Source organism: Candidatus Portiera aleyrodidarum BT-B-HRs (assembly GCF_000300075.1).
Taxonomy (GTDB): Bacteria; Pseudomonadota; Gammaproteobacteria; order Johnevansiales; family Johnevansiaceae; genus Portiera; species Portiera aleyrodidarum.
The window spans coordinates 192,636-216,031 of sequence record NC_018677.1; the positions used below are offsets into that span (position 1 = coordinate 192,636).

Consider the following 23,396-nt stretch of genomic DNA (forward strand, 5'->3'; position numbering starts at 1 on the left):
TAATTGCTACCTATTCAAAACTAACTTTATTTTTTTTGGTAAATAATCTATTAAAGTACATAAGAATTTTTCATTGATATTATTTATTATGTGACCTTTACCGATTCTGTTTAATAATATTAATCTTGTTTTTTCATATAAATTTTTTTTGTCTAATTTAATTAACTTAATAAAGTTTGTTGATGTCATTCCTACAGGAACATATATAGGAAGCTTAGCTTTTAATAATAAATTATAAATTCTATATAAAACACTTGCTTTTAGCCTACCTATTTCTATAGAAACTTTAGTTGCAATCATTATACCGACTGATATAGCTTCTCCATGCAGCCAATTACCATATCCTTTATATTGTTCAATAGCATGACCAAATGTGTGTCCTAAATTTAGCAAAGCTCTTATATTTTTTTCTTTTTCATCCTTTATAAAAAACTTACATTTTATAATACAACTTTTTAAAATAGAAAATTGCAATATTGTTTTATTTAAAGTTACTAATTTTTTTATATTTGTTTCTAACCACTTAAAAAAAATATAATCACATATTAAACTATATTTTATAATTTCTGAAATACCTGAAGATGTTTCTCTATTGTTTAAAGTATTTATTAAATCTGCATCTATAATTACTGCTTTTGGTTGGTAAAAAGACCCTATCATATTTTTGACTTTTTCATGATTTACACCTGTTTTTCCTCCTAGTGAAGAATCAACTTGAGATAATAAAGTAGTTGGTATATGTATAATAGAAATACCTCTTTGATAACAAGATGCAGTAAATCCTGAAATATCTCCTATCACTCCACCTCCAAGTGCAATCACTGTGCTAGTACGATTTAAACCATAGTATATAAGCAAATCCCATATATGCTTAACTGATGCAATATTTTTTTGTTGTTCTCCATCCGGCAATATAACTACTTTTACATTATATAAAAGTAATTTTTTTTTTAAAATATCTAAATATAATGATGCTATTTTTTTGTTTGTTATAATTATTATTTGTTTGCCAAAAATATAAGGTATATACACACCTTTTTTTAATAAACCTGATCCAATATAGATTGGATATTTACTATTTAAAAGATTTATTTTAATGATTTTCAAAAAAAACTATCCTTTTTTTTATTTCTTTGATAATTAAATCTAGTTTGTTTTCAGTGTTAATAATTATATCAGCTAAGTAATGGTAAATACGTTCACGATTTTTAAAAATGTTATATATAGATTTATTAACTTTGTTCCGTTTCAATAAAGGACGATCAGTAGTATTATCTAAACGGTTTATTTGATTTGAAATTGAAGTATACAAATAAATAATTATACATTTGTTTCTCAATAAAGGTATATTTTTACTATTCATTATACTACCGCCACCTGTAGAAAGTACTATTCCATTTTTTTTTACCAAATCTTTTATTATTTTATGTTCTCTTTTACGAAAACTACTTTCTCCTTCTAATAAAAAAACTTCATAAATTTTACACCCACAAAAGTTTTCTATTTCCTTGTCTATATCATAAAACTTACAATTTAATTTCTTAGATAAAAGTTTTCCAATAGTGCTTTTTCCTGTTCCCATCGGACCTGTCAAAACAACATTAGATAATAACATTATTTTTTACCAAACTGTTTATTAAATCTGTCAATTCTATTGCCTATATTAAGTTGTTTTTGTTTGCCACAATAAACTGGATGACAATGTGAGCAAATCTCAACAAATAAATTTTTCTTTAAAGTCGATTTGATATTAAACAAATTACCACAAGAACATTTTATAATAACATTCTTATATTTAGGATGAATATTTTTTTTCATAAAATTTTATTGATAATACAGTAAATATATATTTTTTTTTTATTTAATAGTAAAATATAAATTATAAATAAGCAATTAATACTAAAAAATAAATTAATAGAGTTATATAAATGACTACCATCGTGTCTGTAAGACGAAATAATAAAGTTGCTATAGCTGGAGATGGCCAAGTTACACTTGGTAACACAGTAGTAAAAAGTAATGCTTCTAAAGTTCGAAAAGTTTATAAAGGTCAAGTCTTATCTGGTTTTGCTGGAAGTACAGCAGATGCTTTTACTTTATTTGAACTATTTGAAGCACAACTTGAAAAATATCAAGGCAATTTAATTAAAGCTTCCGTAGAATTAGCAAAAGAATGGAGAAATGATAGAATTTTACGTAGATTAGAAGCTATGTTGGCAGTCGCTGATAAAAATATATCTTTAATAATTACTGGAATTGGGGATATTTTAGAACCTGAAAATGGTATAATCACTATTGGATCTGGCGGAAATTATGCTAAAGCTGTTGCTATGGCACTGTTAGAAAACACAAACATATCAGCTTTTGATATAGTAAAAAAAAGTATTACTATTGCTGCGGAAATATGTGTTTTTACAAATAAAAATATTTCTATAGAATTATTAGATTATTAAAAATAATGGTAGGTTAAATTATGACTCCAAAAAAAATAGTAGAAGAATTAAATAAATATATTATTGGACAAGAAAAAGCAAAAAAAGCTGTTGCTATTGCATTAAGAAATAGATGGAGACGAATGCAGTTAGATTATAAGTTACGTTCCGAAATAACACCAAAAAATATTTTAATGATTGGTCCTACAGGGGTAGGAAAAACAGAAATTGCTAGAAGATTAGCCAAAATGGCAAAAGCACCATTTATTAAAGTTGAAGCTACAAAATTTACAGAAGTAGGATATGTTGGTCGGGATGTAGAATCAATAATACGTGATCTAATAGAAATTTCTATAAAATTAGTAAAAGAAAAAGCAAATAAACAAATAAAAACTAAAGCAAAATATGCAGTAGAAGAAAGAATAATAGATGCGATTTTATCATCAAAAAACAAAGAAAATGATAATATTGAAAACCGTAAATTAATTATAAATAAATTACGCAATGGTGAATTAGAAAATAAAGAAATCGATATAAAACTTACTCAAAAAGTATCAGGAATTGATATTATGACACCTCCTGGAATGGAGGAAATGGCTAATCAATTACAAAGTATATTTTCTAACATTAATAAACAAACTCGTGAAAATCGAAAAATTACAATTGTAGAAGCAAGAAAATTATTAATGGAAGAAGAGTCAGCAAAGCTAATAAGTGATGAAACTATTAAAAAAAGTGCTATTGAAGCAGTTGAACAAAATGGTATAGTTTTTATTGACGAAATTGATAAAATTGTTAGACGAAGTGGGGATAATAATGGAACTGAAATCTCTAGAGAAGGCGTACAACGAGATTTACTACCTTTAATTGAGGGTTCATCAGTGTCAACAAGATATGGTATGATAAAAACCGATCATATACTTTTTATAGCATCTGGGGCTTTTCATTTATCAAAACCATCAGATTTAATTCCTGAACTACAAGGTAGATTACCTATACATGTTGAACTTTCTGCATTATCACCAAAAGATTTTGAAAGAATACTAACAGAACCATCATCTGCGTTAACCAGACAATATCAAGCATTGCTTAAGACTGAAGGAATTACTCTTGAATTTACTAAAGAAGGTATACAACGTATTGCAGAAATCGCATATTCATTTAATGAAAGTACCGAAAATATTGGCGCCCGTAGATTACACACCGTCATGGAATTGCTATTAGAAACACCCATGTATAAAGGCAATGAAATAGATCACAAAATAATAGTTACTAAAGAATATGTGGATAAAATTATGGAAAAAATAGCCCTGAAAGAAGATTATACAAAATATATACTATAAAAACAACTATAAATAGAAAAGGAATAACAAAAAGTATGGATAAAAAAATAGAGAGTTTGTTTATTATATTACAAAATCGTAAACAATCAGATCACAAAACTTCTTATTTAAGTGGGTTGTATAACAAAGACTTAATAAAAACGTTAAATAAAATAAAAGAAGAAATAAATGAGTTAATTGTAACTATAAAAAAGTTTAAAGATAACAAATATAAAGAAAAATATTTACGTTATGAAATAATAAAAGAAACCGCAGATGTTTGGTTACATAGTTTAATTTGTATTTCTTTTTTAGATATTTGTAATACAGAAATTGTAGAAGAATTATATAAACGGTTAAATATTTCTGGTTTAAAAGAAAAAACAAATCGAGTAAACAATTAGTTTTTATTTAAATAAATTCTTAATTTATAAGCTGCTTTTACCATGTTTTTTAAGGAATAATCTACCTCATCCCATTTTCTAGTTTTTAAACCACAATCAGGGTTTATCCAGATCCTATCTATAGAAATACTTTTAGCTGCTTTTTTTATTAAATAAATCATATAGTTAACACTTGGTATATTAGTTGTATGTATATCATATATACCTGGACCTATCTCATTTTTATACTCAAAAGCTTTAAAAGCCTTTAATAAAGCCATATTTGATCTAGCGGTTTCAATAGTGATGACATCTGCATCCATTTCAGAAATATATGCAATAATATCATTAAATTGAGAATAACACATATGTGTGTGAATTTGTGTTTCATCGCTTACTATAGAAGATGCAATTTTAAAACACGATATAGCCCAATTTAAATAATATTTATAATCTTTTTTCTTTAACGGCAAACCTTCACGTAAAGCAGGTTCATCTATTTGAATCGCTTTTATACCTGATTGTTCTAAATCTTTTACTTCATCACGTAAAGCCAAAGCTATTTGTTTACAGGTTGTTTCTTTAGGTTGATCATCTCTCTCAAAAGACCATTGTAAAATGGTAACTGGACCTGTTAACATACCTTTAACGGGTTTAAAACTGTTGTTTTGTGCATATTTTATCCATCTTACAGTAATTGGCTTATTGCGTTTAATATCTCCATAGATAATTGGTGGTTTAACACACCGTGAGCCATAACTCTGTACCCAACCGTTAGTGGTAAACACAAAACCATTAAGGTTTTCACCAAAATATTCAACCATATCATTTCTTTCTGGTTCACCGTGTACAAACATATCAAGATCATAAAAATTTTGTTTAGCTGTTATAAATAATATTTGATAACGCATTATCTGTTCATAGGCTTCAATGTTTATTTTTCCTAGTTTTAAAGTCCTTCTAGCAAGCCTTATTGTATTTGTTTGAGGAAATGAGCCTATGGTCGTTGTTGGAAATAAAGGTAGTTTAATTTGTTTTTGTTGTATTTTTTTACGAGTATAGTATGAATGATTACGTTGTAAATAATTGTTTGTTAGTTGTTTAATACGTTCTTTAACTGAATGAGAACTTACAATGTTGCACAATTTTCTTGACTCTATTGCCTTTGTATTATCCTGTATATATTTTATTTCATTTTCACCAACACTATAACTAGTTAAAAGTTTAGACAAGATAACTATTTCATCTAATTTTTGTCTTGCAAATGATAACCAGTTTAAAATTGTTCTATTTAGTTTTTTTTCTTTACTTAAAGAAATTGGTATGTGCATTAAAGAACAACTAGATGAGATCCACATTCTTGTTTTTATAATATTGTTTATTTTTGTTGCTTTATTTAAAATATCTTTTAAATTTGATTTCCAAATATTTCTACCATTTATTATTCCAATAGATAATAATTTATCAGTAGGAAACTTGTTTAAAATTAATTCTAAATCGTTCTTAGGTGTTCTAATTATATCAATATGTATATTGTGAATAGGCAAAGATAAAACCAGATCTATATTCTTACCTAAACCTCCAAAATAAGTAGCTATCATTATCTTTAGTTTTTTTATTGTTTTTGATAATTTTTTATAAGCTATTTCAAATGAATCCTTCCATAGTTTTGGAAGCTCTACTACTAAAACAGGTTCATCAATTTGTACCCACTCAACATTTTGTTTTTCTAGTTTTTTTAAAATCTTAGAATATATATTTATTAATGATGGTAAAAAATTTAGTTTATTAATATATGATTTTGCTAACCATAAATATGTTATAGGACCCATCAATACTACTTTAGGATTTAAACCTAACTTTTGACAGTCTTTAACCTCATTAAAAATTGTATGATTTGATATAAAAAATTTATTATGTATTTCTAATTCAGGTACAATGTAGTGATAATTTGTATCAAAATATTTCGTCATTTCACATGCTGAAATAGGTTTTCCTTTACTTGTACAGCCTCTAGCCATTTTAAACAATGTTGTTATATTAATCATACTATTTTCACGTATGTTAAATCTTTTAGGTATTGCCCCTATCATTGCAGTTATATTTAAAACTTGATCATAATAAGAGAAATCCCCTACATTGACATAAGACAATCCTGTTTTATATTGTGTAATCCAATTTTTTTCTCTAATTTTTTTTCCAATTTTTTCTAAAGTTTTTAAATTAATATCTTTTTTCCAAAATGCTTCTAAAGCTTTTTTTAATTCTCTATTATTTCCAATACGAGGATATCCTAATATATGTGTTTTTATCATTTAAACAATAACCTTATTTTTTTTTGTTATAGTATCGCGCAATTTAACCGCGGTTTTACGAAGTAAATTTTCTGTTTCTATCCAACTTAAGCATCCATCAGTTATTGACACTCCATATTGAAGATTGTTACTTAAAGGTTGTGAACCACTATTTATATTACTTTCTAACATAATTCCTATTAACGAAGTATTACCATAAAGTCGTTGTTCTAAGATATTATCTAATACCAATTCTTGATTTTCAGGATTTTTGCCACTATTTGAATGACTACAATCAACCATGATTTTAGAAGCAATACCTTTCCGTGCCATTAATTGACAATATAAATTTATATTATTTTTATAATAATTAGGTCCATTATTTCCACCTCTAAGTATTAAGTGTGTATTTAAATTACCTTTTGTTTTTATAATAGAAATAAATCCTTTATCATTTATACCTATGTGATAATGTTTATTTACTGCTGTTTTTATTGCATCGATAGCTATTTCTATATTTCCATCTGTTCCATTTTTAAAACCAATTGGAAATGATAAACCACTTACCACTTCTCTATGAATTTGAGATTCTGTTGTTCTTGCTCCAATAGCACCCCAACTAATAAGATCTTCAAAAAATCCTGAAGTTATTGGATTTAATATTTCATTCGAAATAGGTAACCCAAGAAGATTTATATCACACATAAGTTTTCTAGAAATATAAATGCCATACTTAAGATCATTACTACCATCTAAAAATGGATCGTATAAGAATCCTTTCCAACCAATAGTAGTTCTAGGTTTTTCTATATATGTACGCATTACAAGTAACAATTGATCATCTAACTCATTAGATAAAACTTTTAATTTCTTAGCATATTCTAATGCAGATGTTGTATCATGTATTGAGCAAGGACCTACTATCACTAATAATCTTTTATCTTTACCATTTATTATATTATTTATTGCTTTTCTTTTAAATTTTATTATATTACTTATTACATTATTTATAGGAATAGTTTTACGTAATTCTACTACGCTTTGTAGTTGTTTATAACTTTTTATTTTCTCATTTTTTTTTAACTTTGTATAATAACTTTCATAATATGAATTGTATTTCATAACTTACATCCTTTTTTTATCTTCTTTTCATTGATTCAAAAAATTCTATATTATTTTTAGTAGTTTTCAATCTATCTATTAATAACTCTGTTGCCTCTACGTCCTCCATACTATGTAATATTTTGCGTAAAATCCACATACGTTGTATTTCTTCTTCACTACATAATAAATCTTCTCTACGTGTACCTGAGCGTCTAATATTTATTGCAGGAAACACTCTTTTTTCAGCTAGTTTACGATCCAAATGTGCTTCCATATTACCTGTACCTTTAAATTCTTCAAAAATTATATCATCCATTTTTGATCCAGTATCTATTAACGCTGATGCTAAAATAGTTACACTTCCACCTTCTTCTATATTACGTGCTACACCAAAAAATCTTTTTGGTTTTTCAAGAGCATTTGAATCTACTCCCCCTGTTAAAATTTTTCCAGATGAAGGAACTACTGTGTTATAAGCTCTTGCTAATCTAGTAATAGAATCTAACATTATGACTACATCTTTTTTATGTTCAACCAATCTTTTTGCTTTTTCTATAACCATTTCAGCTACTTGTACATGTCTAGTAGGTGGTTCATCAAATGTCGAAGCAATAACTTCACCAATTACTGTTCTAGACATTTCTGTTACTTCTTCAGGACGTTCATCAATTAATAAAAAAATTAAATAACATTCTGGACTGTTACGTACTATTGAATTAGCTATATTTTGCATCATCATAGTTTTTCCAGCTTTTGGAGGTGAAACAATTAAACCTCTCTGCCCTTTCCCAATCGGTGCTACCAAATCTAAAATCCTTGCCGTTAAATCATCAGTCGAACCATCCATTATTAATCTATAAGTTGGAAATAATGGCGTTAAATTTTCAAATAAAATTTTTTGTTTAACAGTTTCTATTCTATCAAAATTTATTTTATTTACTTTTAATAAAGCAAAATATCTTTCACCATCCTTTGGTGGACGTATTTTCCCATAAATACTATCACCTTTACGTAAATTAAACCGTCTAATTTGTGATGGAGACACATATATATCAGAAGGACCTGGTTGGTACGAACTATCAGAGCTTCTTAAAAAACCAAACCCTTCTTGTAAAACATCTAAAACTCCTTCTCCATATATATCTTCTCCGCCTTTAGCTTGTTTTTTTAGAATCGCAAAAATAATATCTTGTTTTTTAGAACGTAATATATTTTCGACATTCATAGAACTTGCTATTTTTAACAATTCATGTACATTTTGTTTTTTTAGTTCATTTAAATTCATATTTTATGTTTGTAAAAATAATTTGTATTATTATTTAAAAGGATATTTTATTTTTATTTTAGCACTCCAATGATCAGAAACTAACGAAAAAGTTGTATTTAATGCAGCTACTGGTTTATCGTTATAATAAACAATTATAAACGTTTTACGTTCCCAAGGTGGAATTGATAATTTTTGTAATAAACTTTTTATCCTTTTTATTTTACCATATCGTATTATTTTTTCTCCTCCTTTTATTTTGAAATATTTGATATTTATTTTATTTATTTTATTAACACAACCTAAATCCCAACTTAAAAATATATTTTCAGGCTTGTTTTTATAATTATTTGTAAAATATAAACTTCCCTTCCAAATTCTAGCTGTAATTGTTTTAAATCTCACTAATATTGAACAAGAATAATTTGCAGTTATTATTTGATTGATTAATTCAGTTATTTTCTTATTTGATGTATTGTTATTGCCTATACTATTTAAACAAAAATTAATTAACAATCTTAATTTATAATAAGAAAGTTTTATTAACGTTTTAATATATATTTTTTTTGAATTATAACCAATAACTTTAAATACTTCTTTTGAAAATTCATTTAATAAATAATTTGCTTCTTTACATTTTTCAATACATTTATTAAGAGACAGAGAATAATCAGGCCACCTGTTTTTTATTTTGGGTATTATATGATGTCTTAAATAATTACGATCAAAATTAAGATTAAAATTTGATTTATCTTCAAACCAATTAAGCATTAACTGTTTTATATAATTATTTATTGTGTTACGTGATATATGTAAAAAAGGTCTAAGTAAACATCCACTACCCAATTTGCGTTTAAACGGAATGCTTGATAAACCATTAATTCCACAACCTTTAACTGTTTTTAAAATCAAATTTTCGATTTTATCATTTTTGTTGTGTGCTATAAAAACAACATCATTTTTATTTAAAAAATAAGTAAACCAAAAATATCTAAAGTTCCGTGCTGATAATTCTTTATTCAAAATATATTTTTTTTGTCTTTTAATAATTAAAGGTATTTTTAAATTTTTACAACTTTTTATGCAAAACTTTTCACAGTTGTCAGAGTATTTATTCAAATAATGATTTAAATGAATAGCATATAATTTCTGGATTAACTTGTTATGTTTTCTTTGTTTTAATGATTTATATGTTAAATCCAATAAACATAAACTATCTCTACCTCCAGATAAAGCTATCCATATTTTTTTTCTATTTAAAGACTTGACTATTGAGTATAAATATCTTTTAGATAACTTCATACAAAATGTAATTTAAGATTTTAATCTGTTTTAACTAAGAATTAAAAAAAGATATATAAAATCCTAAAGTAGTAATTTCGCCAATTAAAAGAGCTATCTGTTTATTTTGTTTAACATATTCATAAAGTTTATAGTCAGTATAAATAAATAATTTATTAATACCTATTATTCTAGTATATTTATTTTGATAAGTAATTCTTATTGCAGTATTTATCGTATATAACATATTTTTTCTATATGGACTAATATTATCTAAACAGCCAGAAAATAGTAAAGCAGAGAAAATACGTTTATTTAAATTTAGTACCGGTATGCGGTTATAAAAATCAAATAAATTAAAAAAAAGACCATTTTTTTTTCTATTACCAATTAAGTTGTATATTAAGTCTTTACCTACTCCTTTAATAGCACCTAATCCATAAACAATGTTTTTTTGTATATTTACACTAAAGTTATAAATACTTATATTTATATTTGGAGGTATAACAATTAAATTTATTCTTTTACATTCAGATATATTTTGCATAATTTTCTCTATGTTATATATTTCTGTAGATAACACAGATGCCATATATTGACTTGGATAATTACTTTTTAGCCATATTGTTTTGTATGAAATCAATCCATAAGCAGTTGAATGTGATTTATTAAAACTATAACCTGCAAATTTTTTTATAACTTCAAACTTTTTCAGTGCTGTATATCTTTTTAATTTATTTATTACACAATCTTTAACAAAAATTTTACGATATTTTTTTATATTGTTCTTTTTTTGTATAGCACGACGAAACAAGTCTGCTCTTCCTAGACTACAACCTGTTAATTTATTAGTAATTCTCATTACTTGTTCTTGATATAAAATTAGTCCATAAGTTGAACGTAATATAGGTTTTATTGATTCATCAAAATAAGAACAATTTGTGTATTCCCCATTTTTTCTTTTGATAAATTCATCTACAATACCAGACTTAATAGGTCCTGGTCTAAATAGAGAAAGTAAAGCAATTATATCGGTTATATTGTTTGGTTTAATTTTTTTTATTAATTCTTTCATACCTTGTGATTCTAATTGAAAAGTTGAACATGTTTCAGCTTTGTTAAGTAAAGAAAAAGATTTAAAATCATTCAAAGGGATGTTATAAATTTCTCTTGTTGGTTTTTTTGAATTATTTATAAAATATAAAGATAAATAAATTACTGTTAATGTTCTTAAGCCTAAAAAATCAAATTTAATTAAACCTAAATATTTAACATCATTTTTATCTACTTGTATTATATTTTTTTCTTCATCATCACATATTAAAGGATAATAATTTATTATTTTTTTAGGAGCAATTATTATTCCTCCAGCGTGTCTTCCTATTCCTTTTATTATACCTTCTAATTTTAAAGATGATGTCCAAATTCTCTTAGCTTCTTTATTATTTTCTATTAACTTTCGTATTTCTAATATTTTATTAAATGCTCTCTTTAAACTTATACCTAAATCAACCGGTATTAATTTTGATATTTTTTCACCTAACCATAAAGGTTTCCCTTTTACTCTAGTAACATCTCTTATTATAGATTTAGCTGACATTGCACTATAAGTAACAAGGTGTGCAACCAATTTTTTACCATAAAAGTTTGTGACATAGTCTATTACTTTATCACGTTTTTTCATACAAAAATCCACATCAAAATCAGGCATCATAATTCTTTCCGGATTAAGAAATCTTTCAAATAAAAGATCGTATTTTATTGGATCAACATCTGTTATTTCTAATGCATAAGCCACCAAAGAACCAGCTCCTGAACCTCGTCCAGGACCAACCGGTATACTTGTATTTTTTGCCCATTTTATAAAATTCATTACGATAAAAAAATAATCACAAAAACCCATACTAACAATTATGGTAAGCTCTTCATATAATCTAATTTTGTATTTAATGACTTTTTTCATTTTAAATATATTTGTTGTTATTAAACGATGATTTAATCTTTTATTTGATAATAATACAAAATACTTGCTTATATTAACACTGTTAGATAAATAACTTATTGGAAAATAAACAGTATTTTTTTTTAATGTTATATTACAACGAATTGCAATCATTATGCTATTTTCAATAGCTTCTGGAATGTCTTTAAATAAAACAATCATGGCAATAGGGTTTTTAAAATATTGTTCTTTATTATAAAACATTTTTTGATTTGCCTTTTTTATTAAATTGTCTTCATGTATCAAAACTCTTGTTTTATGTATATCATAAGCTAGTTTTTGTACAAACATTACATCATTTGTGGCAACAATAGCTGTTTTACTGTTATTAGCTACATATATTGATTTTGCTAGTAAATATTCTTCCTTTTGTAAACATATTCTTTGTATTTCTAAATATAACCTACCTTTAAACTGCTTAATTAATTTATTTATCAATAATATAGCTTTCTTTATATTGTTTGAAATCAAAAAAAAACCTATTTTACCTTTGTTAATTCCTGACATAATAATTAACCCTTTTGAAAATTTCAATATATATTGTTTTTGTAATAAACTTTTACATGATAAAGTAATTAATTTAAATATATTAAAATAGCCTGTAGAATTCATAGCTATAAATGTTAAAATATAAATTTTGTGTTTATAATTTATTTGTAACTCACAACCGAGGAGTGGTTTAATACCACTTATTATAGATGTATTATAATATTTTATAAAGCTATATACATTATTATCATCAGTTACACAACTAGCAGGTATTCTAAGTTTTATTATTTTATTCATTAACGATTTAATTTTGATTATGCTATTTGTTAAAGAAAACTCAGTGTGTATTCGTAAATGAATGAACGTTTTCATAATCTTTTTTCTAATAATTAGTAACTCTTTTATACTTTTATCATTGTTCTATAATACATAAGTATTAATGTAATAGTCCTTATAACTAGGTTTTAGATATCTTCATCTAAATTTTCTAATTAATCTGTTTATTTTGTACTATTTCGCCGGCAACGTGGATTATATAACGTAATCATTCTTACGTTTGTTATCTTCTCTTTCTTTTGAATACGTTTTTTATGTATTCTGTTACGTGTTAGCTAGTTACAGCTTATTGTATATTTCGTTTTCTTTTTTTTGTTTTATGCCTTTGTTCTTTGTTAACTGTTAGTTGTTTCTTTTTTTTTAATTTTTATACAGTTTGTGTTTTCTGTATGTTGTTAGTGTTTGCTTTATATCACTCTTTTTTTTTTGCTTTTCTTTTTTTTTAATATTATTTTACTTTAAAGTTGTTTTTTCTTTTGTTTATGCTTTTTTTTATTCTGCTATATTTTTTATAGTTTCTGTTGTGTTTATGTTTTCTATTCTTTTTTACAATATTAGACGTTAATGGTATTTGTTTTATGTTTTTAACTTTTTTTTTATCTGTTATTTTTTGTGTTGTTTTTAGAACTTTGTTGTTTATGGTTACTTTTTTGATGCTGTTTTTAGAACTTTGTTGTTTATGGTTACTTTTTTGATGCTGTTTTTAGAACTTTGTTGTTTATGGTTACTTTTTTGATGCTGTTTTTTGAATTTTGTTATTTCTTTTTATTTATGTTAGTTGTTAGTTGTTATTTGTTCTTATGTATGATTTTTTTTGTTAGCTGTTAGCTGTTAGCTGTTAGAGGATTTTATTGTTGCTTTATATCTGTTTTAAAGATAAAAGCTGTTAGTTATTAGAGGTTGTTTTTTAGATGTTATTTATTTGAGGTTGCTTTTAAGAGTTTTTTAGATGTTGTTTTATGTTTTTTTTGCTTTCTTTTTAGAAATGATGTTTTTCTTTTAATTTAGCGGTTATATTTTTTCTTTTATTTTATTGTTTTGTTGATTGTTAGAGTAAATTTGTTGCTATATTAGGTTAGATGTTATATATATATGTTTAACCAGTTAGAGTTTATATATTTATTTATTTAAGGTTAGAGGTTATGTTTTGTTTGAGGATGTTATTTATAAAATTAAGTTATATGTTGTGTTTGATATGAAGTAATTGCGTTATAAGTTATGTAAACTAGAGTGTTGTTTGGTAAATGGTTAATAAATGTTTTGTTTGTTTGATGTTAGAGGTTGTAGTTTATCTGTTGATGTTAGAGGTTGTAGTTAAGGTGTGGTTAATAGTTAGATGTTAGATAGTTGTTAGTTGTTAGTTAATAGTTGTTAGTTGTTAGTTGTTAGTTGTAGGTTGTAGGTTGTAGGTTAGAGGTTAGAGGTTTGTTAAAGGTTAGAGGTTAGAGGTTAGAGTTGTTAGGTTTGAGGTTTGAGGTTTGAGGTTTGATATTAGATGTAAGATGTAAGATGTAATTTGTTAGAGGTAGAAAAAAAAGAAGAAATGGTTAAAGTTAGTAAAAAAAAAGAAGTGGGTGTTATATTAATGTGTTTATATGTTATGTAAAAAAAAAGAATATAAAACTAGTTAAATTCAAACCTATAAAAATAAAGTATGTTAGTATGAAGTGATAAAAGAGTTGAAACGGTAAGTGTTTTATCTCTTATAAAAAGTTGGTTAACTAAACTAGTTTCAGTAAAATATTTTTGTAATTTGTTTTTTATTATTTTATTTACTATGGTTAATGGGGTGTTGTTTGTTATAGATATGATATATGATAATTCTTTCTTTATAACGTTATTGGTAATATCTTTAATGTAAATGAAATATGGATTTGTAGCTATAATTTGCATTGCAATATCTTTTGCAACTTGTAAATCACAATTATTAATAATTACTAAAGAACCTATACGATTTTTGTGAGTGTAATAAGCAATAGTATTGTTAGTATATCTTTGTATGTTAATTAATAGTATATTACGCAATATAACATTTTCTTTTAGTTTGTTTATTAACACGGTTAAATCAATGTCTAATCTATTATGAAAAAGATTTTTAATAGTTGTTTGTTTTGTATATAAAACTTTATTAGCAACTTTGTTTACAAATCGTTTAAAAGTAATATCATTAGATACAAAATCTGTTTCACAATTAATTTGTACCAATAAAACCATTTTTCTTGAAACTTTAATTGTTATTCTTCCTTCATTTTGAAATACGTTTCTTGATTTTAATTTATGTGCAGTAAGTAAATAATTTATAGCTAACTCTATATTTCCTTTATATTTATTAAGTGCTTTTTTACATGTTAGTACACCAAGACCAGTACTTCTTCGTATTTTTTTTATTAATGTGATATTGTCCATGAAATTTACCATCGTATAAAAATAATTATTTACAATAATTTGCTATAAGTTTAGTATATATCTTAATAGAATTTATAGAATCGTCATTTCCGGGTATTATATAATCAATTCCATCTGGATTAGAATTAGTATCAACAACACCAATTACTAATATACCAAGTTTATTAGCTTCCTTTATAGCAATTCTTTCTTTTGTAACATCAATTACAAATAAAGCTTCTGGCAAACTACTCATGTTTTTTATTCCACCTAAACATGTTTCTAGTTTATGTAATTTCCTGTTGTTTAATAAAACTTCTTTTTTTGTTAATTTATTTAACATACCATTAGAACGCATTAACTCTAATTCACTTAATTTCTTTTTTGATTGTCTAATCGTTTTATAATTAGTTAACATACCACCTAACCATCTAGTAGTAACAAAAGGTTGATAAACTTTGGTTGATTCTTCCGAAATTATTGAAGAAGCTGCTTGCTTAGTACCAACAAAAAGGATTTTTTTGTTTTTTTTTGTAATTTGTTTTATAATGGATCGAACATTTTTAAGAGCAATAAATGTAAATTCTAAGTTGAATATGTGAAGTTTATTATTTATTCCATAAATATATTTTTTCATTTTTGGATTACAATCTTTTGTTTTGTGTCCAAAATGTGCGCCAGCTTTTAACAAATCTTGCATAGTAATTATCATAATTGAATATTTCCTTATGTGTTAACAATACTAAACCTATTATATTCTTTTAAAAAATAACTTCAAATATATAAATAACTGACAATGAAGATAAAAAAATACACATTAAAAGATATAAAAAAGTTAATAATTGTAGGAAAATTAGCCGCTAATACATTATTAATGATTTATGAATATATAAAAATTGGACTTAAAACAGACGAAGTAAATAGTATATGTCAAAAATATATTGAAACAAAGCTAAAATGCAGTTCTGCCACAATAGGTTATAAATGTTATCAACATGCAACATGCATATCTAAAAACAAAATTTGTTGTCATGGCATTCCTAGTTATAAAAAAAAAATAAAAACAAATGATATTTTAAATATAGATGTTACAATTATAAAAAATGGATATTATGCAGACACTAGTTATATGTATTTTGTTGAATGCAATTACTCTAATTTTATATATAACAACAAATTAAACAACATTTCGTGTCTTTATAACGCAATGTCTTTTGTTTGTGAATGTACAAAATTTTCTGAAATAGGGGCTTTAATTCAAAACTTTGCAAACTATCATGGATTTAGTGTTGTAAAAGAGTTATGTGGGCATGGCATCGGAACTGCATTTCATTTACAACCTCTAGTTCTTAATTATAACGGTTATAAAACAAAAGATGTTCATTTAAAAAAAGGAATGTGTGTAACAATTGAACCAATTTTAATACAAAGGGGGACTAAAATAAAAATTTTAAATGATGGTTGGACAATAACTACAAAAAGCAAAAGTCATTCTGCACAATGGGAGCATACGTTAATTATAAATAAAAAAGGTGTAATTATAACCACAATTCGTAAAAATGAAAAGTTATAGGATAAATTTATTATGATATTAAGTTACGGCTTAGGAATTGCAAGTAAAAATTATAAAAATGAAATTTTAGAAGTTTATTATCCTTTTACAGTTTTATATCCTCATCCAACAGTTATAAAAAATATATTAAGGAAGTTAACGTTTAAATTAAACATAATTTCAAATAGTTTTAATTTATATTTATCAAATAATAACGATTTATTTTTTTTATATTTAGAACTTAACAATATAGGTGAAGTTAAATTAGCAAAACAAATAAAATGTTTTTTTTTTACTAAAGCTTTTTTAATTTTAACTTTTATTTTTGATGATAAAAATCCGCTTAATATTGCAGATAGTTTTTTTCGATTACATACCCTTTCTTATAGATTATGTAAGCCCAATTCACTAAATTTATTTGGTATTTTTTCTGTTATGAAAACTATATGTTGGACTAATATAGGTCCCATTGATTGTGAAGAAATCCTAGTAACAAAAACTAAAGCAAAATTAACTAATATAAATTTTACTATTTTAAGCATTGACAAATTCCCTCAAATGACAGATTATATTGTACCAAATAATGTAAGAATAGCAGAACCATCAAGGATACGTTTAGGTGCTTACTTAGGTGAAGGTACCACAATTATGCATGAAGGATTTTGTAATTTTAATGCAGGAACAATGGGAACTTGTATGATAGAAGGACGTATTTCTTCTGGCGTCTTTATAAATAAAAATTCTGATTTAGGAGGGGGTTCTTCAATTTTAGGAACATTGTCAGGAGGAGGTAAGCTTGTAATATCACTGGGTAAAAATTGTTTAATAGGAGCTAATGCTGGATGTGGTATACCTTTGGGTAATAGCTGTATTATTGAAGCAGGATTATATATAACGGCAAGTTCTAAAGTATCAGTTTTAAATAGAAAAAACATACTTATTAAAATAGTAAAAGCAAAGGTATTAGCGTATAAAAACAATTTGTTATTTTTAAGAAACTCAGTTACAGGAGCGATAGAATGTCGTATAAATAAAAAAGTAATCAAACTTAATAAAGAGTTACATAAACTTTTTTAAAATGTATTATCTTTTAAAACTAGTATTAAATTTACTTTCAAAAAACTCTATTACACCTAATGACAAAGGATGTCAATATTTGCTTAGTAATATATTTAAACGTTTATGTTTTCGTGTAGAAGTTTTTAATAAAAAAGGAGTTCATAATTTATGGGTTACAAACGGATTTTGTAAAAAAACATTGTTATTTGTTGGTCATACAGATGTAGTTCCTTCAGGCCCAATTAAAGCATGGGAAATTAACCCGTTTTTACCTTATTTAAATAATAGAGGATATATTATATCACGTGGAATTGTCGATATGAAAGGTAGTTTATGTTCAATGATAAAAGCAACATGTAATTTTATAAAATTATATCCAAAATCTAAAGAGAAAATAGCTTTTTTAATAACAAGTGATGAAGAAGGTGATGGAAATTATGGTACTAAATATGTTATAAATAAGTTAATAAAAAGAAATGAAATAATAAATTATTGTATTATCGGTGAGCCTACTAGTAAATCAAATACAGGTGATACTCTTAAAATAGGTAGACGAGGTTCATTAAATGCCAAAATAATAATATACGGTATTCAAGGACATATAGCGTATACAAAACAATTGCTAAATCCAATACATATATTAATTAATATAATACATTATTTATTAAAAATTAGATGGGATAAAGGTAATAAATATTTTTCTAAAACCAGTTTTCAAATATCCAACTTCATTGCAGGATTAGGTGTAAGTAATATGTTACCTAAATACGCAAAAGTATTATGTAATTTTAGATTTTCAAATGAACTTACAGTTAATAAAATTAAAACCAAAGTAAGTAACATATTTTTACTGTTTAATTTAAACAAAAAAAAAGATTTTAAAATCAATTGGTATCTATCTGGAGAACCATACCTAACAAAAAAAGGTACTTTGTTAAATGCTGTAATTTTTGGAATTAATTATATGTGCAAAATACAACCAAAAAAAAATACAAATGGTGGCATATCAGATGGTAGATTTGTCAAAAATCTTTGTAAACAAATAATTGAGTTAGGCTTAATAAATGCCACTATACATAAAATAAATGAATGTGTTTGCGTTTCTGATATTATACTATTAACAAAACTGTATCAACTTATCATTGAATATTTGTTTATTTATAAATTTAAATAAGATGGAGCCAAGGAGGCTTGAACTCCTAACCTCCTACATGCAAAGCAGGCGTTCTTCCAATTGAACTATGGCCCCAATAAGTTTATTATAGCAAATTTTGTATTTCCTATTTGTAACAAATAGTTTTTATTAAGTAATATATTATAATTTGAATTAATTGTTATATTATTAATTCTTAGTTTCTTATTTTTCAATAAGTCTTTTGCTTGTGAGTTATTTTTAACTAAGCCTAATTTATTTAATATATATATTATTGGAGCTTTTTTAACTGTATTGATTATTATTTTTAGCTTAGGAATATTTATAGGGACGTAATTATTAGTAACTTTATTTCCTATAAAGTTTGATGCTTTTTTTGCTATTTGTTTTTTATAACAATATGTTATTAATTCAATCGCTAATTTACGTTTTAGTTCTCGTGGTTTAGGTTTTATTCTCAGATTATTATGTATGTGTTTGTTAGTTGTTTTGATATTAGAAGTGTGAGTGTATTTATTAAAAATTCCATTTTGGTTAATATGTTTGTATGTATTTTTATGTATGTCTGCGTTTTTATTTGATTGTATATATGCGTCTGTATATATGTCTTTATGTTTTTTTATAATTGTATCTGCATTTGTATATGTTTTTTTTCTTGGTTTTTTGTTTGAATATGAATTATGTTGGTATTTGTTTTTTGTTTTTATGTAGATTTGTTGTTTAATATTGCTTGCATCATACATTTTAAATTGTGATTCTTTTTTTGTTTTAATTATTTCTTTATTTTTTATTTGTTTAGTTGTATTTGTTTTGTTGTGTTTTGTTTTAAGTAATTTATGATTTTTGATGTATTGGTGTTTAATTTTAATAGATTTATGTTTTCTGTTAATTGCTTTAAGACAAAGGTTGTATCTGTGTTTAAGTAAAATAGAGTAATGATTTTGGATGTGTTTGGGTTTTTGTTTTGGTTTTGTTTTAATAGATAATAAAGTTAAATATTTATAAATTAAATTATCATTAATAGAAAAAAGTTGTCTATACATATCTCCTGGTTTATCTTTGTAATTTATACAATTATTTAGAGATTTAGACATTTTGTGTTCGCCATCAGATCCTTCAAGAATAGGCATAGTGAGTATATTTTGAGGCTCTTGATTAAAAATCTTTTGCAATTCTCTTCCTATTAAAAGATTAAACAATTGATCATTACCTCCTATTTCTATATCTGCTTTAAGAACTACTGAGTCATAAGCTTGTATTACGGGGTATATAAATTCATGCATTGAAATATTATAACCACTTTTATATCTTGTATTAAAATCATTTCTCTCTAACAATTTATATATTGTTATTTTGGAAAAAATATTAAGAAGCCTAAATAAAGATATTCTTTTTAACCACTCTGAATTAAATAAAACTTTCAACTTTTTAGGATCTAATAATTGACGAATTTGTTGTTTACATTTTATTGCGTTTATTTTAGTTTGTGCTTTAGTCAAAATATTTCTTGTTGCATTTTTTCCTGTTGGATCACCTATGATTCCCGTAAAATCACCTAAAAGAAACAATATATTATGGCCTAATTGTTGTAATAGTTTTAATTTTTTTATCAAAACAAAATGACCTAAATGTAAATTAGGAGTAGTAGGGTCTATACCTATTTTAATATTTAATATTTTTTTTGATTTAATTTGCTTTTTAAATAGTTTTTCAATTAAAAATTTGTTTGTATTAAATTTAATTTGTTTTAAAATTACGTTTATAGTATTCATAATAATTATGTTTAAACTTAAATATATGTATGGGGTATAAACTAAATGGAAAATATTGGATTATCTTTAATAAATACATTAATTAATTTATATACATTTATGTTAATGTTACGTTTTGCTTTACATATTTCATATGTAGATAATAAAAATCCTATAACTCAAAACATAAGAAAACTTACATCGGTTATGGTAAATCCAGTAAAGAAATGTATTAAATCTATTGGATGTTTTGAATTAGCAACATTTGTTTCAGCAATTTTCATTAAAACATTTTCTATTACTATAATTTATTTATTGTATCTAAATAACATACCACCAATAATCAATTTATTTATTGGTTCGTTTGCTAGCGTGTTAAATATCTTAAGCAGATTGTATTTTTTTTCTTTAATCATAATGACTATTCTTAATTGGATGGTAAATAAGTCAGAGCACCCGGGTTCAAAGTTAATAATACAAATAACAGCACCTATAATGGTTTTTTTTAAAAGTTTTATTCCTCCTATAGGCATTATAGATATTACGCCTATAGCTGCTTTTATATTTATAAATTTAATAGATAATATAATTATTTGCCCATTAATAAATTTTGCTTCGTTACCATCATCTATTTTAGTTGGTTATTAAAAATATAATTATATAATATAATAAAAAAAAAATAAGGCATAAATAAAAATTATGATAAAAATAATTGTTTTAGGATCTATGGGTCGTATTGTAAAATTATTAATTAAAACGATAAAAAAAGATAAAAACATAAAGTTAGTAGGTGCCGTAATAAATCCAAACCATAAATTAATTGGAATAGATATTGGAGAAATAATAGGGTTAGGTAAAATAAATATAAAACCAGTTGGCAATATAAACGATGTAAAAACTAATTTTGATACAATAATAGATTTTACTAATCCAAAAATAACTTTACAAAATTTAGAATATTGCTCTAAAAGTTTTAAAACAAATAGTAATTGGTACAACAGTTTAAAAAACAAAACAAAAAAATAAAATTATTTAAAGATAAAGTACCTTTTTGTGTTAACAGCTAATATGAATATTTGTGATAATGTTGTATAAAAATAAAGAAAAAGTATGACAAAAAAACTAAAAAAAAAAGATTTTGATATAGACATTATTGAATATCATCATCGTAATAAGATAGATTATCCTTATGGTACAGCATTAAGTATAGGTAAACAAATAGCAAAACTTATAGGCTACAAATTAAATACTATTAAAGTTTAAAACAAAACAGGTCCACGTATAAAAAATACAATAGGATATTCAATTATTAGAGCTGGAGAAATAATAGGAGAGCATAAAATACTGTTTACTTCAAAATCTGGTGAAGTAATTGAGATTAATCATAAAGTAACTAATAGACTAGTATTGGCTTATGGAGCATTACTTGCAGCAAAATGGATAAAAAACAAAAAAAATGGGTTTTATAATATGCAAGATGTACTTAAAGAGGAAAATAAATTTGTATAAATTAGCTTTATTAGCATTAGAGGATGGGAGTATTTATAAAGGTATTTCTATAGGTTATTGTGGCAACACTTCAGGTGAAGTGATATTTAATACTTCAATTACAGGATATCAAGAGATTATAACGGATCCTTCTTATATTAAACAAATCGTAAACTTTACGAATCCTCATGTAGGAAATACAGGCATAAACAACGAAGATATAGAATATAAAAAAATTTGTGTGTCTGGTTTAATATTAAATTGTATGCCTAATGTAATAATCAGTAATGATCGCAGTAATTGTTCTTTAATCGAATATTTAAAAACTCAAAAAATTGTTTGTATAGCAAACATTGATACAAGAACTTTAACAATACATTTAAGAGATAAAGGTATACAACAGGGAGCTATTATAACAGTAAAAAATATAAATAATAAAAATATAAAACTAGCAAAAAAGTTAGCACGGAAAAAGATAAAGTTCAAAACTATACAGTTAAATTACAGAACAAAAAAATATAATTATAAAATTTATAAATTTCATATTGTTGTTTATGATTTTGGTACAAAATATAATATAATAAGGATATTAAAACAATTAGGATGTTGCATTACCATCATCTCATATAAAACTTCATTTAAAGAAATTATATCTATGAAACCAACCGGAGTTTTATTATCTAATGGACCAGGTAATCCTGAGGATTATAAGGAATCTTTAAATACCATAAAACAATTGTGTACTAATAAAATTCCTTTATTTGGTATTTGTTTAGGACATCAATTATTGGCTTTGGCTAGTGGGGCAAAAACAAAAAAAATGAATTTTGGTCATCACGGTTCAAATCATCCAATATTAGATATTAAAACTGGAAAAATATTTATTACCAGTCAAAACCATTGTTTTGTTGTTGATGAATATAGCTTACCAAAGACAATAAAAATTACTCATAGATCTATATTTGATGGCACGTTACAAGGACTAGAAAGAACAGATTGTCCTGCTTTAAGTTTTCAAGGGCATCCTGAAGCAAATCCAGGACCACAGGATGCAAATTTATTGTTTTATCGGTTTATCAAAAAATTAAATAGTTAATGGAA

At 24.8% G+C, this 23,396-nt stretch carries 20 protein-coding genes, 1 tRNA gene and 1 pseudogene; 10 read left to right on the top strand and 12 right to left on the bottom strand.

Annotation, left to right across the window (positions count from 1 at the left end; genetic code table 11):
* Nucleotides 1–6: 6 nt before the first annotated feature.
* The 3 genes from aroB to rpmE are packed head-to-tail and all read right to left on the bottom strand — an operon-like array spanning nt 7 to nt 1,818.
* Nucleotides 7–1,107, bottom strand: coding sequence for a 3-dehydroquinate synthase (aroB, locus tag C530_RS00830; RefSeq protein ID WP_014895071.1), 1,101 nt, complete (start codon nt 1,105–1,107; stop codon nt 7–9).
* Entirely contained in the window at nt 1,094–1,615 is a 522-nt protein-coding gene (locus C530_RS00835) for a shikimate kinase (RefSeq protein ID WP_014895072.1), read from the bottom strand. The genes aroB and C530_RS00835 overlap by 14 nt, the downstream gene beginning before the upstream one ends.
* A complete protein-coding gene (gene rpmE / locus C530_RS00840) occupies nt 1,615–1,818 on the bottom strand; it encodes a 50S ribosomal protein L31 (RefSeq protein WP_014895073.1) in 204 nt (67 codons plus the stop codon). The genes C530_RS00835 and rpmE overlap by 1 nt, the downstream gene beginning before the upstream one ends.
* 110 nt (nt 1,819–1,928) lie before the next feature.
* Between rpmE and hslV the strand changes: the two genes are divergently transcribed.
* Genes hslV through hisE form a run of 3 tightly spaced genes read left to right on the top strand, consistent with a single transcriptional unit; the run spans nt 1,929 to nt 4,158 of the window.
* On the top strand, nt 1,929–2,453 hold the full coding sequence (gene hslV, locus C530_RS00845; RefSeq protein ID WP_014895074.1) for an ATP-dependent protease subunit HslV: 525 nt from the start codon (nt 1,929–1,931) through the stop codon (nt 2,451–2,453).
* Nucleotides 2,454–2,473: 20 nt separating this feature from the next.
* Nucleotides 2,474–3,775: an ATP-dependent protease ATPase subunit HslU gene (gene hslU, locus C530_RS00850; RefSeq protein WP_014895075.1), complete on the top strand. Its 1,302-nt coding sequence runs from the start codon at nt 2,474–2,476 to the stop codon at nt 3,773–3,775.
* Nucleotides 3,776–3,810: 35 nt separating this feature from the next.
* Nucleotides 3,811–4,158: a phosphoribosyl-ATP diphosphatase gene (gene hisE, locus C530_RS00855; protein ID WP_014895076.1), complete on the top strand. Its 348-nt coding sequence runs from the start codon at nt 3,811–3,813 to the stop codon at nt 4,156–4,158.
* Here the strand turns inward: hisE and metE are convergent.
* The 7 genes from metE to rpsB form a co-directional block, all read right to left on the bottom strand.
* On the bottom strand, nt 4,155–6,452 hold the full coding sequence (gene metE / locus C530_RS00860) for a 5-methyltetrahydropteroyltriglutamate--homocysteine S-methyltransferase (protein WP_014895077.1): 2,298 nt from the start codon (nt 6,450–6,452) through the stop codon (nt 4,155–4,157). The genes hisE and metE overlap by 4 nt on opposite strands.
* Nucleotides 6,453–7,553 carry a 3-deoxy-7-phosphoheptulonate synthase gene (locus C530_RS00865; RefSeq protein ID WP_014895078.1) on the bottom strand — a complete coding sequence of 367 codons (1,101 nt, stop codon included), beginning with the start codon at nt 7,551–7,553 and terminating at the stop codon, nt 6,453–6,455.
* Nucleotides 7,554–7,569: 16 nt separating this feature from the next.
* Nucleotides 7,570–8,820, bottom strand: a complete 1,251-nt coding sequence (rho, locus tag C530_RS00870) for a transcription termination factor Rho (protein ID WP_014895079.1) — start codon at nt 8,818–8,820, stop codon at nt 7,570–7,572.
* A 30-nt stretch (nt 8,821–8,850) separates the two neighbouring features.
* Nucleotides 8,851–10,101: a tRNA lysidine(34) synthetase TilS gene (tilS, locus tag C530_RS00875; RefSeq protein ID WP_014895080.1), complete on the bottom strand. Its 1,251-nt coding sequence runs from the start codon at nt 10,099–10,101 to the stop codon at nt 8,851–8,853.
* A gap of 34 nt (nt 10,102–10,135) precedes the next feature.
* Nucleotides 10,136–12,943, bottom strand: coding sequence for a DNA polymerase III subunit alpha (gene dnaE / locus C530_RS00880; protein ID WP_014895081.1), 2,808 nt, complete (start codon nt 12,941–12,943; stop codon nt 10,136–10,138).
* 1,587 nt (nt 12,944–14,530) lie between these two features.
* On the bottom strand, nt 14,531–15,313 hold the full coding sequence (gene tsf / locus C530_RS00885) for a translation elongation factor Ts (RefSeq protein ID WP_014895082.1): 783 nt from the start codon (nt 15,311–15,313) through the stop codon (nt 14,531–14,533).
* A 25-nt stretch (nt 15,314–15,338) separates the two neighbouring features.
* Complete coding sequence (rpsB, locus tag C530_RS00890) at nt 15,339–16,004, bottom strand: 30S ribosomal protein S2 (protein ID WP_014895083.1); 666 nt, start codon at nt 16,002–16,004, stop codon at nt 15,339–15,341.
* An 84-nt stretch (nt 16,005–16,088) separates the two neighbouring features.
* Here rpsB and map point away from each other — a divergent pair, with 84 nt between their 5' ends.
* The 3 genes from map to dapE are packed head-to-tail and all read left to right on the top strand — an operon-like array spanning nt 16,089 to nt 19,077.
* Nucleotides 16,089–16,865 (top strand): type I methionyl aminopeptidase, encoded by a 777-nt coding sequence (map, locus tag C530_RS00895; RefSeq protein ID WP_014895084.1) that lies wholly within the window; start codon nt 16,089–16,091, stop codon nt 16,863–16,865.
* Nucleotides 16,866–16,877: 12 nt separating this feature from the next.
* Complete coding sequence (locus C530_RS00900) at nt 16,878–17,921, top strand: DapH/DapD/GlmU-related protein (protein ID WP_014895085.1); 1,044 nt, start codon at nt 16,878–16,880, stop codon at nt 17,919–17,921.
* Between the two features lies 1 nt (nt 17,922).
* Nucleotides 17,923–19,077, top strand: a complete 1,155-nt coding sequence (gene dapE / locus C530_RS00905) for a succinyl-diaminopimelate desuccinylase (protein WP_014895086.1) — start codon at nt 17,923–17,925, stop codon at nt 19,075–19,077.
* 2 nt (nt 19,078–19,079) lie between these two features.
* Here dapE and C530_RS00910 read toward each other — a convergent pair.
* Nucleotides 19,080–19,152, bottom strand: a tRNA-Ala gene (locus C530_RS00910).
* Nucleotides 19,143–20,828 carry a tyrosine--tRNA ligase gene (gene tyrS / locus C530_RS01485; RefSeq protein WP_014895087.1) on the bottom strand — a complete coding sequence of 562 codons (1,686 nt, stop codon included), beginning with the start codon at nt 20,826–20,828 and terminating at the stop codon, nt 19,143–19,145. The genes C530_RS00910 and tyrS overlap by 10 nt, the downstream gene beginning before the upstream one ends.
* 45 nt (nt 20,829–20,873) lie before the next feature.
* Here tyrS and C530_RS00920 point away from each other — a divergent pair, with 45 nt between their 5' ends.
* From C530_RS00920 to carA, 4 genes and pseudogenes are all read left to right on the top strand, one after another.
* Complete coding sequence (locus C530_RS00920) at nt 20,874–21,455, top strand: YggT family protein (protein WP_014895088.1); 582 nt, start codon at nt 20,874–20,876, stop codon at nt 21,453–21,455.
* Between the two features lie 51 nt (nt 21,456–21,506).
* A complete protein-coding gene (locus tag C530_RS00925; RefSeq protein ID WP_014975224.1) occupies nt 21,507–21,833 on the top strand; it encodes a Rossmann-fold NAD(P)-binding domain-containing protein in 327 nt (108 codons plus the stop codon).
* A gap of 84 nt (nt 21,834–21,917) precedes the next feature.
* Nucleotides 21,918–22,316, top strand: a pseudogene (locus C530_RS01600) (4-hydroxy-tetrahydrodipicolinate reductase).
* Nucleotides 22,285–23,391, top strand: a complete 1,107-nt coding sequence (gene carA, locus C530_RS00930; protein WP_014895089.1) for a glutamine-hydrolyzing carbamoyl-phosphate synthase small subunit — start codon at nt 22,285–22,287, stop codon at nt 23,389–23,391. The pseudogene C530_RS01600 and the gene carA overlap by 32 nt, the downstream one beginning before the upstream one ends.
* Nucleotides 23,392–23,396: the final 5 nt, after the last annotated feature.

Excerpts from the sequence above, each read along its gene's own strand:
- dapE (WP_014895086.1), top strand. The coding sequence starts at position 17,923 with ATGTATTATCTTTTAAAACTAGTATTAAATTTACTTTCAAAAAACTCT.
- rpsB (WP_014895083.1), bottom strand. The coding sequence starts at position 16,004 with ATGATAATTACTATGCAAGATTTGTTAAAAGCTGGCGCACATTTTGGA.
- tyrS (WP_014895087.1), bottom strand. The coding sequence starts at position 20,828 with ATGAATACTATAAACGTAATTTTAAAACAAATTAAATTTAATACAAAC.
- hslV (WP_014895074.1), top strand. The coding sequence starts at position 1,929 with ATGACTACCATCGTGTCTGTAAGACGAAATAATAAAGTTGCTATAGCT.
- C530_RS00835 (WP_014895072.1), bottom strand. The coding sequence starts at position 1,615 with ATGTTATTATCTAATGTTGTTTTGACAGGTCCGATGGGAACAGGAAAA.
- dnaE (WP_014895081.1), bottom strand. The coding sequence starts at position 12,943 with ATGAAAACGTTCATTCATTTACGAATACACACTGAGTTTTCTTTAACA.
- C530_RS00920 (WP_014895088.1), top strand. The coding sequence starts at position 20,874 with ATGGAAAATATTGGATTATCTTTAATAAATACATTAATTAATTTATAT.
- metE (WP_014895077.1), bottom strand. The coding sequence starts at position 6,452 with ATGATAAAAACACATATATTAGGATATCCTCGTATTGGAAATAATAGA.
- tilS (WP_014895080.1), bottom strand. The coding sequence starts at position 10,101 with ATGAAGTTATCTAAAAGATATTTATACTCAATAGTCAAGTCTTTAAAT.
- C530_RS00900 (WP_014895085.1), top strand. The coding sequence starts at position 16,878 with ATGATATTAAGTTACGGCTTAGGAATTGCAAGTAAAAATTATAAAAAT.
- C530_RS00925 (WP_014975224.1), top strand. The coding sequence starts at position 21,507 with ATGATAAAAATAATTGTTTTAGGATCTATGGGTCGTATTGTAAAATTA.
- rpmE (WP_014895073.1), bottom strand. The coding sequence starts at position 1,818 with ATGAAAAAAAATATTCATCCTAAATATAAGAATGTTATTATAAAATGT.
- hisE (WP_014895076.1), top strand. The coding sequence starts at position 3,811 with ATGGATAAAAAAATAGAGAGTTTGTTTATTATATTACAAAATCGTAAA.
- map (WP_014895084.1), top strand. The coding sequence starts at position 16,089 with ATGAAGATAAAAAAATACACATTAAAAGATATAAAAAAGTTAATAATT.
- C530_RS00865 (WP_014895078.1), bottom strand. The coding sequence starts at position 7,553 with ATGAAATACAATTCATATTATGAAAGTTATTATACAAAGTTAAAAAAA.
- rho (WP_014895079.1), bottom strand. The coding sequence starts at position 8,820 with ATGAATTTAAATGAACTAAAAAAACAAAATGTACATGAATTGTTAAAA.
- carA (WP_014895089.1), top strand. The coding sequence starts at position 22,285 with ATGTACTTAAAGAGGAAAATAAATTTGTATAAATTAGCTTTATTAGCA.
- tsf (WP_014895082.1), bottom strand. The coding sequence starts at position 15,313 with ATGGACAATATCACATTAATAAAAAAAATACGAAGAAGTACTGGTCTT.
- hslU (WP_014895075.1), top strand. The coding sequence starts at position 2,474 with ATGACTCCAAAAAAAATAGTAGAAGAATTAAATAAATATATTATTGGA.